Below are 15,234 nucleotides of genomic sequence, written 5' to 3'. Positions count from 1 at the left end.
CTCTCCTTACATCCGTGGGCGTCTCATGCCTCCCGGGTAATGATTGTCTTCTACGGGTGCTACGCCGGAGAATTTCTGTAATTTAAAGGTGAAGGTCAACAAGAAATAACGGCCTAAGCGGTTGGTCTGTCTATCCAACATCATGTTTTCCTGTACGGTACGCGAGAGGTTGGTTTGCTCGTTCAGCAAATCGAATGCTTGCAAACGAATGGTTCCGCGCTGTCCTTTCAACATCTTTTGCTCGATATAGGTATTGATGATGAAAGGGTTTGCATTGGTCAATGGACCGTACCCGGTATTGAAGTTCTTGGATAAATCGGCGCCGAAAATCGTGCTTGGGGTAATGTTTACCGATCCGATTAAGCTCGGCGTCCAGGTAGACACATTATTGTTGTTGGTACCCAAGGTATTGCGCGTATAGTTATAAGAATAACGCACACCAGGGTTGATTTCCAGATTTTCAGACGGGTTATAGCGGAACATAAGCCCTTGCATAAATACATAGTTATTGGCAATGTTCTTCACCCCTTCTATGGCAGCCAGGTCGTTCGAGGTGTATGAAATGTTCTTATTGTAAGTTACCCCTCCCATCAACATCAAGTTGTAGGTTTTCTCTTTTAAAGATTTACCGTAATGGTAGAACGAACGCATGCTATACACCGGATCGGACTCATTCAAGTAATGCGTTTCGGCCAATAGTCCATTTTCCGCGCTTACCTCTCTCTTGTTAAAGGTCACGATCTTATCCTGCGTCAGGTTACCATTTAACATGGCAAAGAAGGTATTCCCTTTTTGGAAATCGCCCCCACGATACCGTAGGTTCATGCTATGGCGAAACTCTGGATTCAGATCCGGATTACCATACACAATATTGGTGGAGGTATTTCCTACCGCATACGGTAATATCTGATTGATGGACGGCTCGCTAGATGATCCGGAATAGTTGATACTGATATTCTTCTGGCGGGAGAACTTATACTCAAATCGTGCAATCGGCATCCAGTTTAAGTTTGTACGGTCGATAATGGCATGATTGTCGTCGTCGGAAGCATTACCGCGTAGTAGTGAAGGTTGCACCGCCGCCCCTAATGAATACTTGATTTTATCGTTTTCAAAAGCATAGCTTGCGCCGATACGATGCGTGGTAAAGGAATAATCCTGATCGTAATGGTAATTCAATAAACGCTCATCGGTATTAGGTAAACCTGTACCGTCTTCATCAAATGCATCTTGATATTGCTTATTGTTGTAATTGTTTTTATTGAAATCGTAGGCAATCTCTAATTTTCCGTACTGCGAAACAGGTTCTAAATACGAAACACTAGCGCCTGCATTCCAGCTTTTATTGTTCATTTCCCGTACGGTGCGTTCATAGATTTCGCCCATACTGGTTTCCGCGTTGGCCGGATCTTCCAATAAGCGGTTTAATATTCCTTCATAATCGCTTGTTGTGGAGGCATTATCGTAATTAAAGTTCATGAAGAGGTTTCGCCCCTTATCGCTTAATTTACGGTTATAAAGTCCGCTGATACCAAAACGTGGAACATCTGAACTGGTTTGCTCGACGCGATCATCGCTGTTCACCAAGACATCATTTTCAGCAAACAATTGTCCTAAGGACTTTGAATTTCCGGTGGATCCGTTGAATCCAAACTGTGGAGTTAATTTGATATAATCTTTATCGGTAATATTCCATTCCAAGTTTCCTTCAAAACGGTGGCTTGACAAAATATTATTAGCCGTGGAATCGGAAGATTGTTTCTGATCGCCCGTTTCGAAGTAATACTGGGTCAAGCTATTGGTCAAGGTGGTATTATCATCTCTACCATAGGAATAACTACCGTATACTTTTAATTTTTCGGAGAAATCGTGGCGTATGTTCAAACCAATGGATCCTAGATCGGTGAGTCCTGTGGAGCCACCAAACATACCACCACCGCGACCACCACCACCTGAGCGTCGGCGTGCGCCACCACCCATGGTATTAAAGTCGAATAAAGGCGCATTGATGTTATTTAAATTCCCTAATACGGAAACTTGCGTCTTATCGGTCATGCCCATCCACATCGCCGTGGCCTGGTATCTTTCTTCTGTACCATAACCAGCCCGTAAGGTGGTCATATAGCCCTTATTATACTTCGGATCGATCTGGATATTGATAATCTTCTCGGAATCGCCGGATTTGTTTCCGGTGATGTTGGCCATATCGCCATAATCGTCTACGACCTGAATTTTTTCGATAATATTTGCCGGCAGGTTTTTGGTTGCTGTTTTCACATCGCCACCAAAGAAATCCTTACCATTGATACGTACCTTGGTTACCGTTTCGCCTTGGGCTGTTACATTCCCGTCTTTATCCACTTCCACGCCTTGCAATTTCTTCAAGGCATCCTCCGCTACAGAACCTTCCCGCAATTTTAAGTCTTTGGTGCTATACTCTACTGTATCGCCTTTCACCTGAACGGTCAGCACCCCTTTCACTACCACTTCCTCAATCATGTTTTCATTCACCTTCAAGACGAAGCTAGGGATATTCAATTCGGTCTTTCCTGCCGGGAATTCATATTCCCGTTCGACGGCATCAAAACCTAAACTACTTACTCTAATTTTAAATTTTTCAGCCTTTACTTGCTCAAAGGTGTAAAACCCCGCTTGTGAACTACTGGTGCCCATGGAGTCTTCTGCGGAAATTAACCGAACAGAAGCACCCGAAATCGGACGCGACTCGGTATCGAGTAACATCCCTTGTACGGTTCGTTTGCTTTGCGCAAAACCCTGTGTACCTATCACCATCAAGCAAAAGCAGACGATGGCTCTTAGCAATTTATCCATATATAATTTTTAAACTAATTCTTGTTCAGTTGCCCCTGCATCCAAACCTCTGTTTTCACTTTATAAGGGTTTTTTAAGGATGTTTGCGGTTGCATTCCATAAATGCCTACGCGTTGGGGCGGTGCTTTGCGCATGGCCTTTTGCAATTGGGCAAAGCGATTATTGATGGCCAGCTGCAAAGCGAACTTCTCCTGATTGCGCTTGAAGCCGATGGCCTTGATGGGAATCATCGCTTCATACAGCAGTTGATCTTGTTCGTTCAATTTTGCAAATGCCTTCACATCATAGGTATTTTCGAAGGATAAAAGCCCGTCGACGATGTGTGCAAAGCCTTTCAGGCCATAGCCACGGCTACGCTTGATCAACTCCTCCCGGATATTCATATGCGCTAAATTGTCATCTCTAGACAAGGCACGAATGGATTCACTATCGGGGATGGGGTAGAACAGCTGTGCGCCCTCCTTTTTCTTTCCTTCGGTATTGATGTTGACGATAAAGCCATGTCTGGCTGCATCTTGTTGCAACATTTTGTCTTTCACTTGAATGGCGATGTAAAAAAAGTCGGCATCCTGGCTTACGGCGAAGCTCCAACTGGAATCCGCATCTACCGGGGTTAGCTTGTTACGCCATTCGCTTAAATCGCCGTCCACGGTTACGGGAAAAGCGGGTGTTAGCTGATATTCTGTTTTTTTCTGCGCCAACAGACCGGTACAAAGGAAGAGCATGAGGGTACTAAGAATGATTGTTTTCATGTGATTGCTAAGTCTTGTCTTATTTGGACAGTATGCGTTACGAAAAGTTTATCAACTAATCTCCTGCAAAGAAATAAAGAAGAAGTGTAAATAAATGTAAAGTAGGGCGTATCACAGAGAAGTTACATTGCCAGGGCCGGGAATCTTTCCCTATCTTTGTTTGAAGATGTTAGCACCCCTATTATCAACTTATCAACAGGCTTTTGTAGAGGCAGGCTGCGATGAAGCGGGTCGTGGCTGCTTGGCCGGTCCTGTTTTCGCTGCGGCTGTTATTTTTCCGGCCGACTACCATAATGCGGTTCTGAATGATTCGAAGAAATTATCGGAGAAGAAACGGATGGCCCTGCGCCCTATTATCGAGCAGGAAGCCCTAGCCTATGCTGTTGCCAGTGTTTCTGCGGAAGAGATTGATAAAATTAATATCCACAAAGCCTCGTACTTGGCCATGCATCGAGCATTGGATCTATTGCAGGTTAAACCTGAATATTTGATTATCGATGGCAATAAGTTCATTCCCTATGGCGAAACCCCTTATTCCTGCATCGTGAAGGGCGATGGGAAATACCTATCGATTGCTGCGGCGTCTATTTTAGCCAAAACCTACCGTGATGAGTATATGAATGCCCTGGCGGCCGACTTTCCGGATTACGATTGGCTAAGCAATAAAGGCTATCCGACCCTTAAACACCGGGAAGCGGTAATTCGGTTAGGCATAACAGAACATCATAGAAAAACCTTCAGAATTACCGATCCACAATTGACCTTATTCTGAAGGTTTCCCTTTAATGTATGCGCTTTGCGCGATTAATTGTTCTGTTTTACAACAGGCTTGTTTTTATGTTGCTTATAGCCCATCCAAGCGGCAAAAGCCAATCCGATTACTAATACAATAGAAGCAATCAAGGAAATGATGTTGCTGATTCGCATGGAATCCGGTGCGAAAACAAACTCCACTTTATGGTTTCCGCCTGGCAATTGCAAGCCACGCAATAAATAATCCGCACGGATAATAGGTGCTTCTTCGCCATCGATATAAGCCTTCCAGCCCTTATCGTAATAGATTTCCGAGAATACGGCAAACCCTTCAGCAGGTGATGTATATTCGTATTTCAAGGTATCTGGATGGTAAGAAGTCAATGTAATTTCAGCATTCGCTGATTTCGTAACCCCTTTATCGCTAAACTTATTTTTAAAGCCTTCGTTTACAATGGCCACTTTTTTCGGATCGATGGTGCCTAGGGCTTCCATTTCGGCATTATTGCTGTTCACGAAATTTACAGACTCTACAAACCAAGCATTTCCAAGTGCCGAACTGCGGCGTTGGATCTTGTCGGATTTATTGCTCGGGTCTTTGGTAATCACATAACGTACGTTCAACATATCCAATACATCTTCGTTAATGTTGTTGTTGAACTGTTGTTCCAATACTTCTTGGAATCGCATCAGCTTGGCTGCATGGTAGCCACCGATGCTTTTATGGAAATACGATGCACTGGCATCCTGGAACGGACTGGTTGTTAAATCGAATACACGGTAGGAAAGATCTTTATCCATATGGATTAACTGATCTACTTCGCGTTCCGGAATCGGACGATCGTAGGTGCTTTTATCTACAAAAGACTCATTATTCAAATAACGCTTATCTACTGTCCACAGGTCTACTAAGGTAATAACGGCTAATGCAGCGATCAATACGGTTGCGTTGAGTTTTTTCTTTAAGAAAAACCAGACCAAACCCAGGGTTAAGGCCACGATAAAGAAAGAACGCCATGCATCTTTAGAAACTAAGGAAGCACGGTCTTTTAACAAGGCGTTTGCTAACTCGTTGGCCATATTTTGATCTTGCACCATTTGCTGTAGGGCACCAACATATTGCTGATGTTCCGAGGTCCGCAAATCAAGCATACTAGGCATCAAAGCAAAAAGCAAACATACCGCAGCTACTGCTCCACCGGTATATAATACTTTTTTATCAAGGTTCGGGATTTGAGTTCCACGTACCAGCAACTCATTTACCGCCATAACGGCAAGCATAGGAATCAATACCGATGGAATTACCAAGATGGATTCCACGGCTCTGAACTTGTTGTACATCGGGAAATAATCGAAGAACAAATCCGATATTAATGGGAAATGGCGTCCAAACGATAATAAGATAGTCAGCAGGGTTGCTGCAACAATCCACCATTTCAACCGATTATTGACGATAAATAACCCTAGTATAGCTAAGAATACGATGCCAGCACCGAAATACCAAGGTCCGGAAGTAAAGGACTTCTCGCCCCAATAGGTTGGGAAGTAGGATCTGGCTAATTGTAGGGCCTCGCCTTGTGGCGCTCCCACTTTGGTCAGGGCTTTTACGACATTTGAATTTTCATCTAATACCCCTGTAGAGCGACCGCCGTAGGCGTTCGGAATCAGGAAGGTTAAGTTTTCACCTATCCCCTGACTCCAGGCATAGGCGTATTCTTTTTCCAGACCGGAGCCTGATTTCCCAGACTCATCCGTTTTGCTAATATTGGCTTTACCACGGATGGTTTCTTTGGAGTATTCGTAGGTTGGGAATAAGACCGAGGCATTGATTAATACCGCGATTACAACACCTATCAACTGTAGTCCGGTGGCCTGTACAAATTCCTTTACTTTTTTATCCTTGATGGCGTAATACAGTTCAAAGCCTACCAAAACCAGTAAAGCTAGGAAGAGGTAATAGGTCATTTGAATGTGGTTGGCACGAATTTCCAGGGCAAGGAATAAGGCCAATAAGGCGGGTCCCCAGAACTTACTGCCTCTATAACATAAGATTACGGCTCCGATGATAGGTGCCATATAGGCGATGGCATAGGCCTTATTGATGTGGCCGGCCTCGACATAAATGAGGTTATAGGAGGAGAAGGCTATGGCGACGGCACCAAGTGCAGCGAGCCAGGGCCTAATCTTTAAGACGCTAAACAGGAAATAGCCTCCAAGGAGGAATAAAAGCAGCACATCGGATGGTGGCGGAAATACCGCACGGATAGCAGGGCCGATGTGGCTGGTGATGTTGTTGGCATGGTCATACCATATTTGGTAGGTTGGCATCCCCCCGAACATGGAGTTGGTCCATAACGGTGTTTTACCATCCTTTTCCCGATAGTCGAAAATTTCTTTTTGACTTCCTCTTGCTTGCATTACATCGCTTTGCAACAAGGTTTTCCCTTGCCAAACCGGTGTAAAATAAAATACAACTAATAAGAGGAAGATCCCTATAATAGTTAGGTGGGTTGAATTTTCCTTAAACCAATTTTTCATGTACAGTATAGGATTATTAGATATAGCCCCAAAAATATAGAATTGATTTCAAATAATAGACAGGAGATTTGAGTTTTGAGAATTGCACCTTAAAAAACTGCAAAATATGGGCTATTAGCCTTTTTGAATGAGTTCTTTAATGTTTGACAATTCACCAAATAGCACTAATAAGTCGTTTTCACGCAGGACGGTATCAGATTTTGCGATGCCGGAGGCTTCTTTTCTTGTCTTCGAACTTCCATCGTTGTGGGTACTTGTTTCCAACTGTACCGTGGTTAAGACGATGACCTTGTATTTATTGGTTAGATCGGCTTCTTTGAGGGTTTTGCCGATATATTTGCTGGGTACTTTGGTTTCAATGATGCTGTATTTATCCGAGATCTTAAAAGAGTCTACAATATCGATATTGTCGAGGCGCATCGCTAAGCGTTCGGCCGCTTCCTCTTCCGGCATAATGTATTCGTCGATATTCATGGCCTCCAATACGGTTTTCTGCAAGTCAGAAACTACCCTCCCGATGATGCGTTTCACTTTCAACTGCTTCAAGAGGGCCACGGTCAGCAAACTCGCGCCTTCTTCTTCGCCAATAGCCACAATAACGGCATTGCTGTCGCGTAGTGGCAAAGAGCTAACGGCTTCCTTATCGGTGGAATCCAGGCATACGGTATGGGTAATTTTATCTTTGGTTTGTTCTACGATATTCAGGTTTTTATCGGCTGCAATAACTTCATGTCCTAATTCTGTGAGGTGAATAGCTAAGGATCTACCAAAATGTCCGAGTCCGAGTACAATATATTTCATGATTAGAACAGTATTTTTTCCGTTGGATAAATATAACTTTTGTTTTGTGTATTCTTAATAAAGGCTACCAAGAGGGTCAGCATGCCTACGCGTCCGACGAACATGGTCAGCATCAGGATAATCTTACTGGTAGCGGTAAGATTTGCTGTAATCCCTAAGGATAGGCCACAGGTGGTGTAGGCGGAGACCGTTTCAAACAACAAAGGGATCATTTGCTGGTTGGGGTCGGTGAAATTGAGCAGAATAAAGCTGAAGGTGATGGTAAGCACCGACAGTAAAATAATAGCGAAGGACTTGTTCACCGATTCTGACGCAATTTTACGTTTAAAGATCTCGATAGACTCCTTACCGCGGGCTAAGGCCACAATATTCATCAGCGCGATAGCTACGGTTGTGACTTTTACCCCTCCCCCTGTGGATCCCGGGGACACCCCTACCCACATTAGCGTGACCAACATAATTAACGTTGGAATACTGATAAAGTTTAGATCGACACTGTTAAATCCTGCCGATCGGGAGGAATTGGCCATAAAAATGGAGGTTACCCACTCACCGAAAACAGACTTATCATCCATTAAGCTATGATTTCGCTCCAACACAAAGAAGGAAACGGTTGCTAGCACAATCACGATCAGGTTACACAGGACAATAAAGCGTGAATTGAAGGTGAACACCTGCGGCTTATGGCGGAAATTACGCTGCAAGATATACTTATGAATGAGGGCATCGCCCTTGGTTTTAATAAAGGTATAGAAGTTAAAGATGGTTCCGAAGCCTAAGCTACCGATGATAAACATGGAGGAAACGGCCAGCTGAAAATGGTAATTAAAGCGGTAATTTTCATTGGTAACACCGTCTTTGATGATGGTAAACCCAGAGTTACAGAATCCTGAAATGGCATGAAAGGCCGCGAAGAACACGCGTTCACCGAGGCTTTCGAAAAGTTTCGGATCGAGGGAGAAAAAGATCAACAAGCCACCGATAAACTCAAAGAGAAAGGTGATCAGTATGATGGTCATCAGGGTTGATATTACGGAATTGAGTTTATTTTCTCCTAATATTTCGCCAAACATGAGTTGGTTTTTAAAGGAGAAACCACCCGAGAAAAAGTAACCGAAGAATCCGGTAAAGGTCATAATGCCGAGTCCTCCGACTTGAATCAAGGCCATGATGACGGCTTGTCCGAAAAAGGAAAAGTTGGTGGAAATATCGGTTACCGATAGGCCTGTGATACATACGGCACTGGTGGCCATAAAGAAGGCATCCACAAAACTAAGGGGGGCTTCAATGGTGGTTCGGGGCAGCATCAATAAGACGGCACCCAGAATGATCAATCCCAGGAAGGACACCACAAAGAGGATGGTGGGGTTAAAATAAAAATTGTCGAAAAAGAGGCTGCTGCGCGATAATTCCGAAAGGAACATAATGGCAATGCCCATATAGAGCCATTCGTCTTTGGCGAAGGTTTCTAAGAGACCGCCGGAATGCCGCGCCAGGGTGACAATAAGGAAATAACCTGTGATGAAAACGCCTGAATAATGGGAAACATTGATTCTTCGGGCCACCCAAATGGAGGAAACGGTTCTGAAGGCCTCAAATAAAAAGAGGCCATAGTACATGAATACGACAGTTTTCTTGGTTATTTCTGCAAGTTCCGGATCGGTGGTATAGCCGACATGGAATACCATTGTTACGGCACAGATTAAGCTGATGTAAAATAAGACTTGGTCTACCGCCTTGTTATGGTATCGAAAAATAAACTTCAGAAATCGAAATAAAGAATCCATGGGCTACAAACTTAGGCATATCTTGGGAAAAACGCGGTTTCCTTTTCACGTGAAACTAGTCTTGTTTTTCCTCTTCCTTATCTTTTTTCTTTAATATGCCCTTAAAGAAATTACCTGTTTTTTTAATGACGTTCTTCGATCCTTGAATTATATTTTTAGCTTCCTCGGCAGTCCCCATGAGTTTGGCCTCGCGTTCTTTGGAGATTCCTGCAGTTTGTTTGATCCCCTCCAGCAAGCTTTGCCATAGGGTTTTGAAGAAGGTATGTTCCGGCACACGGCGGTAATTGACTTTCCCGATGTGGTACTTCTCATTGGCGTCGGGATTGGAATCATTGATCAGGATCTGATTAACCAAGAAGGATACTACGCCTTTTTTAGATTTCTTGCTATCCGAATCGGGCGCATTGAGGAGGCTAATTTTCAAATGGTCGTAGTCGAATCGGAAATCTCCCCAATTTCGATAATCGTTTGCACTCATATTGAAGTTGATCTTGCGGATATTCCCAGAAGCGATCTCTACATTTAACAATGGCCGTAATATATTATTAAAGGCGGTGGCCTGCATCGGTCCTAAGGAGCCTTTATAGGTATGTGCACCGTCTTTACTCAGCATATTGAAGCCAAATTGAATCTTCAACTGCCCAGCATTCATAATTTTTGCCTGTAGGTCTGCCTTCATGAGGTTATTTTTTACCAGGCTGAGGCTATCGTTTGTAACATTCGTAAGTGTTCCGCGTGCATTATTGAAGGTAATGACCCCTTCTCTATTGAATTTGGCACTATGTTCGCCGTAGAGCACGTCGATGTTATCCACAAAAACCGTATCAATACGGATGAGCTTTTGCACCTTCATGAGTTGCTGATGTGGGGAACTCCCGATTTTAGAGACTGTTTTTTTCGGATATCGCTTATCGTTGTAAAGAGATACCGAACCATTCTTAATCTGCACATGCTGTGCTATGGTCTGCTGATCATCGATCAACTGTTTAAAATTGAGCTTTTCAAACCGCAGGGTATCAAACTTTAAGACCGCCATGGTGACGTTCTGGCCCCGAGTTTTAAAGTAATTGGCCTTACTCATCTTCGGTGCATATTCGACCTTGGTGAGCAGGACATTCTCTTCCTGGGTATTTATTTTCAAGTGATCGAATTTGGCCTGATAGATACCATTGGAGAGGTCGTATTTAAAGCCGGGAACATCGATCTCCACCATTTTAGTGTAGAATAAGCGGGTGGAATCATGCATGGACGTTTCATCTACCAGTACATCGTGAACCTTAATGCCTATACTATCCAACAGGATATCACTGGATTTCCCCTCTTCGATTTTAGAGAATTTAAATTTTACATTATCAATCTTGATATCCCGCACGTTAATGGCACTGAATATATCCTTGATATTATCGTAAAGGGTTTTATTCTTTTTATCAACAATGGTATCATTGTAGGCATGATACTCGGATATCATGTGCACATCCGGCGACTCAAAATCGATAGACTTAATAAAAAGGGTTCTATTTTTGATAACATCCCAGATATTAAACCGGCGGACCTTTAAGGCCTTTAGTTTAATATGATAGCGGCTGTTGGGTGCTAGTTTTTGGTCGACCATTTTCCTGTAAATGGCAGAGTCGGGAATGAGCGCTGCATTTTTCAGGGTTACATTTCCTAGGGCCACATTGAGATCTAAATCATCGTAGATCAACGCATATAAGCCGTTCGTTGAATTTGTAACGACTTCTTTCAGCTTCGTTTCCACGATGGGTTTCCAGTTTCTACTGTAATACCAAGCGACTCCTACTACAAGCAGTACCAGTAGCAAGAAAATCCCTAAAATCCATTTCCAAACAGACTTTCTCATATCATCACATACATGTTTTTGCCATAATTACTCTTAGCAAAAACAATAATATAGAAAATATGTTTATTTAATTCCGATTATTTTCGTTGTTGTAGATGCTGATGTAACTTTCATAGCGTGAGGGTTCAATCTCCCCCTCCTCTACCGCTGTTAAGACGGCACAGCCGGGCTCATTGATATGGCGACAGTTGTGAAACTTACATTGATTTAATAAGGCGCGCATCTCGGGGAAGAAATGAGATAATTCCTGCTTTTCGATATCAACAATGCCTAATTCGCGGATACCAGGGGTATCGATCAGCTTCCCGCCAAAAGGCAGGTCGATCATCTCCGCAAAGGTGGTGGTGTGCTTTCCTTTATCTGACCAGTCTGATATTTCTCCTGTCTTCAAGGCCATCCCCGGAACTATGGCATTTACCAACGTGGATTTCCCTACGCCGGAATGTCCGGATACCAAGCTTATTTTATCCGTTAGCAAGTCCCGTAATTCTTCAATATGATCGCCTTCTAAAGCAGAAACAGCATAACAAGGGTAGCCTAAGTTTTCATAGATCGCCATGTATTCGGCTAGGACTTCCAGCCCTTCCTCCGAAAACAGATCCAGTTTGTTAAAAATCAGAACCGCAGGGATGCTATAGGCTTCTGCTGTTACCAAGAAACGGTCAATAAACCCAGTGGAGGTGGGTGGCGAAGCTAAAGTCACGACTAATAGCGCTTGATCGAGGTTGGCACCGATAATCTGAGTTTGCTTCGATAAGTTGACCGACTTGCGGATGATGTAGTTTTTACGAGGTTCTAACTCGGTAATCAAGCCATTTTGCTGGCCAGGTTCCAATTCAAAATCTACCCAGTCGCCTACCGCTACAGGGTTTGTGCTTTTGATACCGTGCGTACGAAACTTTCCTTTAATCCTACATTCATAGCGATTCCCTTGTTCGTCTACCACTTGATACCAACTCCCTGTAGATTTCGTCACTAAACCACGCATAAAAAATCCCCCATTACCATTATTACTGTGAAATATCTACGCAAAAATGGAAAAAATTTATTAATCTTTGGGTCTATTTGATTTTGTTAACTTTGTTAGACAGCATAAACAATACAATTTTGAAAAAATTATTTCTATTAGATGGGATGGCATTGATCTACCGGGCCTACTTTGCCTTAAGCAAGACCCCTAGATTGACCTCCTACGGATTAAATACCGGTGCCATTATGGGTTTTACCAACACCCTTTTGGATGTATTGAATAATCAAAAACCTAGTCATATAGCTGTTGTATTCGATACTGCAGCACCCACCAATCGTCATATTGAATTTGAACAGTATAAGGCTCACCGGGAGAAAATGCCGGAGGATCTGGCAGCTTCCATTCCTTATATTCATCGCCTAATTGAAGGCTTTAACATCCCCATTATTACCATGGATGGCTATGAGGCCGATGATATTATCGGTACGCTAGCGAAGAAAGGAGAAAAGGAAGGCTATACGGTGTATTGCATGACGCCGGATAAGGATTTTGCGCAGTTGGTTTCGGATAACATCTTTATTTATAAACCGGCCCGTATGGGTAATGGTGCTGAAGTACTGGGCGTTCCTGAAATTCTGGAGAAATGGGAAATCAATAATGTACATGAGGTCATTGATATTTTAGGATTGTGGGGAGATGCTGTTGATAATATCCCTGGAATTCCTGGTGTGGGCGAAAAAACCGCCAAGAAGTTGGTTAAGGAATTTGGATCTATGGAGAACCTGATTCAAAACAGCGATCAGCTAAAAGGGAAATTAAAAGAAAATGTAGAGAATTATGCGGAGCAAGGCTTAATCTCGAAGAAATTGGCGACTATTTTATTGGATGTGCCGATTGATCTTGATGAAAAAGCCCTTGTGTTGGATGATCCGAACCGGGAGCATTTGGAAGCGTTATTTATGGAGTTGGAGTTCCGTACCTTAGGGAAGCGGGTATTTGGGGATGGTTTTTCCGTTGGGGAATCAGCGGTTGCCAAATCGGCTCAAATGGATTTGTTTGCGCCTATGGCTGCGGATGAAGTAGCCCCCTCGCAGCTTGCTCAAGCTTCAGAGCCTGTCGCATTAAATACCATAGCAAATACAACGCATCACTACACTTTGGTAGATACAGTTGAAGCACAGCAAGCCTTAGCGAAACAATTGGCAGGCTTGAGTTCCTTTTGCTTTGATACAGAATCGACTGGTTTGGATGCAATGACGGCAGAATTAGTTGGGATTTCTTTTTCCTTTCAATCCGGCGAAGCGTATTACATTCCGGTTTCTGCCGATCAAACAGCCGCGCAACAAACCGTAGATATCTTCAAACCGGTTTTTGAAGATGCCAACATCATGAAAATTGGTCAGAATATAAAGTATGACTTATTGATTTTAGCGCGTTATGCTGTTAAGATTAAAGGTCCTTTATTTGACACCATGCTTGCGCATTACTTGATCGATCCGGATACGCGCCATAACATGGATATCCTGGCGGAGACCTACTTAAACTATACCCCCGTTTCTATTACAGAACTTATTGGTGCCAAGGGCAAAAACCAAGGGAATATGCGGGATGTGGAACTCGACAAAATTAAGGAGTACGCAGGGGAAGATGCGGATGTGACTTTGCAACTGAAAGAAAAACTAACGCCATTACTAACAGAAACAGCAACGATGAAGTTGGCTGAGGATGTGGAATTCCCCCTAGTCTATGTATTGGCAGCGATTGAACAAAATGGGGTTAAGATTGACGAAGCGACCTTAAAGCAATTTTCTAAAGAAATAGAAAAGGATGTAGCTGAAATGGAAGCCAGCATTTATGAGAAAGCCGGCGTGGTTTTTAATATTGCTTCTCCAAAACAATTAGGAGAGGTTTTATTTGACAAGTTGCAGCTTGATCCGAAGGCTAAGAAAACCAAAACCGGTCAATATAAAACCGGTGAAGATGTGTTATTGGCCTTGGCTTCAAAATCTGATATCGTTCAAGACATCTTGACCTTCCGTCAATTACAGAAATTAAAATCAACCTATGTGGATGCGCTGCCAAGTTTGGTGAACCCAAACACAGGCTTAATCCATACGTCCTATAATCAAGCTGTTGCAGCGACCGGTCGATTAAGCTCGACCAATCCGAACTTACAGAACATCCCTATTCGTACCGAACGAGGACGGGAGGTTCGCAAGGCATTTATCCCAAGACAAGCGGGTTGGGTATTGCTTTCTGCGGATTATTCGCAGATTGAGCTTCGCTTGATGGCTGAATTGAGTCAGGATAAAAATATGTTGGACGCCTTTGAACAAGGTTTAGATATTCACCGGGCGACGGCTGCGAAGGTCTATAATGTGGCCTTGGAGGAGGTAACTTCCGACATGCGCCGCAATGCCAAGGCGGTAAACTTTGGTATTATCTACGGTCAATCGGCTTTTGGCTTGTCGCAAAACCTGGGCATATCTAGAAAAGAAGCCGCTGCCATTATCGATCAATATTTTACACAGTATACCGGCATCCGGAAATATATGGGGGATATCATTGAATTCGCTAAGGAAAAAGGTTATGTGGAAACCATATTGAAGCGTCGTCGCTATTTACGCGACATCAATTCCGCCAATATGACGGTTCGTGGTTTTGCGGAGCGAAATGCGATTAATGCGCCGATACAAGGATCGGCCGCCGATTTAATAAAAATCGCGATGATTAATATCCAAGCGGATATTGAAGCCAACAATTTGACCGGCAAAATGATTATGCAGGTTCATGATGAGTTAGTTTTCGATGTTCCTGAACACGAAGTGGATACCTTTAGGGCCATCATCAGCGAGCGTATGAAGAAAGCAATTCCTTTGCGCGTTCCGATTGAAATTGAAATTGGCGAAGGAAAAAACTGGCTTGAAGCCCATTAATTAG

9 protein-coding genes are annotated in these 15,234 nt (G+C 43.3%); 2 read left to right on the top strand and 7 right to left on the bottom strand.

Features of this window, described 5'->3' with window-relative positions:
• Window positions 1-6 precede the first annotated feature (6 nt).
• A complete protein-coding gene (locus GQF63_RS16170) occupies window positions 7-2,832 on the bottom strand; it encodes an outer membrane beta-barrel protein (protein WP_160370284.1) in 2,826 nt (941 codons plus the stop codon).
• A 14-nt stretch (window positions 2,833-2,846) separates the two neighbouring features.
• A complete protein-coding gene (locus GQF63_RS16165; RefSeq protein ID WP_160370283.1) occupies window positions 2,847-3,584 on the bottom strand; it encodes a DOMON domain-containing protein in 738 nt (245 codons plus the stop codon).
• A 166-nt stretch (window positions 3,585-3,750) separates the two neighbouring features.
• On the opposite strand from GQF63_RS16165, the gene GQF63_RS16160 reads away from it, so the two are divergent.
• Window positions 3,751-4,356, top strand: a complete 606-nt coding sequence (locus GQF63_RS16160) for a ribonuclease HII (protein WP_160370282.1) — start codon at window positions 3,751-3,753, stop codon at window positions 4,354-4,356.
• A 32-nt stretch (window positions 4,357-4,388) separates the two neighbouring features.
• Here the strand turns inward: GQF63_RS16160 and GQF63_RS16155 are convergent, their stop codons facing one another.
• The 5 genes from GQF63_RS16155 to rsgA form a co-directional block, all read right to left on the bottom strand.
• Window positions 4,389-6,875, bottom strand: a complete 2,487-nt coding sequence (locus tag GQF63_RS16155; protein ID WP_160370281.1) for a YfhO family protein — start codon at window positions 6,873-6,875, stop codon at window positions 4,389-4,391.
• A 114-nt stretch (window positions 6,876-6,989) separates the two neighbouring features.
• On the bottom strand, window positions 6,990-7,676 hold the full coding sequence (locus GQF63_RS16150; protein WP_160370280.1) for a potassium channel family protein: 687 nt from the start codon (window positions 7,674-7,676) through the stop codon (window positions 6,990-6,992).
• A 2-nt stretch (window positions 7,677-7,678) separates the two neighbouring features.
• Entirely contained in the window at window positions 7,679-9,463 is a 1,785-nt protein-coding gene (locus GQF63_RS16145) for a TrkH family potassium uptake protein (RefSeq protein ID WP_160370279.1), read from the bottom strand.
• A 55-nt stretch (window positions 9,464-9,518) separates the two neighbouring features.
• Window positions 9,519-11,324, bottom strand: coding sequence for a hypothetical protein (locus GQF63_RS16140; RefSeq protein WP_160370278.1), 1,806 nt, complete (start codon window positions 11,322-11,324; stop codon window positions 9,519-9,521).
• A gap of 67 nt (window positions 11,325-11,391) precedes the next feature.
• On the bottom strand, window positions 11,392-12,312 hold the full coding sequence (gene rsgA / locus GQF63_RS16135) for a ribosome small subunit-dependent GTPase A (RefSeq protein WP_160370277.1): 921 nt from the start codon (window positions 12,310-12,312) through the stop codon (window positions 11,392-11,394).
• Window positions 12,313-12,431: 119 nt separating this feature from the next.
• Here rsgA and polA point away from each other — a divergent pair, with 119 nt between their 5' ends.
• Window positions 12,432-15,230, top strand: coding sequence for a DNA polymerase I (gene polA / locus GQF63_RS16130; protein WP_160370276.1), 2,799 nt, complete (start codon window positions 12,432-12,434; stop codon window positions 15,228-15,230).
• Window positions 15,231-15,234 lie beyond the last annotated feature (4 nt).

The organism is Sphingobacterium humi (assembly GCF_009768885.1).
Taxonomy (GTDB): domain Bacteria; phylum Bacteroidota; class Bacteroidia; order Sphingobacteriales; family Sphingobacteriaceae; genus Sphingobacterium; species Sphingobacterium humi.
This window is presented reverse-complemented; position numbering and strand designations above follow the sequence as displayed.

What these genes read in the sequence shown, in the direction of transcription:
- GQF63_RS16170 (WP_160370284.1), bottom strand. Translation starts at nt 2,832, where the DNA reads ATGGATAAATTGCTAAGAGCCATCGTCTGCTTTTGCTTGATGGTGATA.
- GQF63_RS16165 (WP_160370283.1), bottom strand. Translation starts at nt 3,584, where the DNA reads ATGAAAACAATCATTCTTAGTACCCTCATGCTCTTCCTTTGTACCGGT.
- GQF63_RS16160 (WP_160370282.1), top strand. Translation starts at nt 3,751, where the DNA reads ATGTTAGCACCCCTATTATCAACTTATCAACAGGCTTTTGTAGAGGCA.
- GQF63_RS16155 (WP_160370281.1), bottom strand. Translation starts at nt 6,875, where the DNA reads ATGAAAAATTGGTTTAAGGAAAATTCAACCCACCTAACTATTATAGGG.
- GQF63_RS16150 (WP_160370280.1), bottom strand. Translation starts at nt 7,676, where the DNA reads ATGAAATATATTGTACTCGGACTCGGACATTTTGGTAGATCCTTAGCT.
- GQF63_RS16145 (WP_160370279.1), bottom strand. Translation starts at nt 9,463, where the DNA reads ATGGATTCTTTATTTCGATTTCTGAAGTTTATTTTTCGATACCATAAC.
- GQF63_RS16140 (WP_160370278.1), bottom strand. Translation starts at nt 11,324, where the DNA reads ATGAGAAAGTCTGTTTGGAAATGGATTTTAGGGATTTTCTTGCTACTG.
- rsgA (WP_160370277.1), bottom strand. Translation starts at nt 12,312, where the DNA reads ATGCGTGGTTTAGTGACGAAATCTACAGGGAGTTGGTATCAAGTGGTA.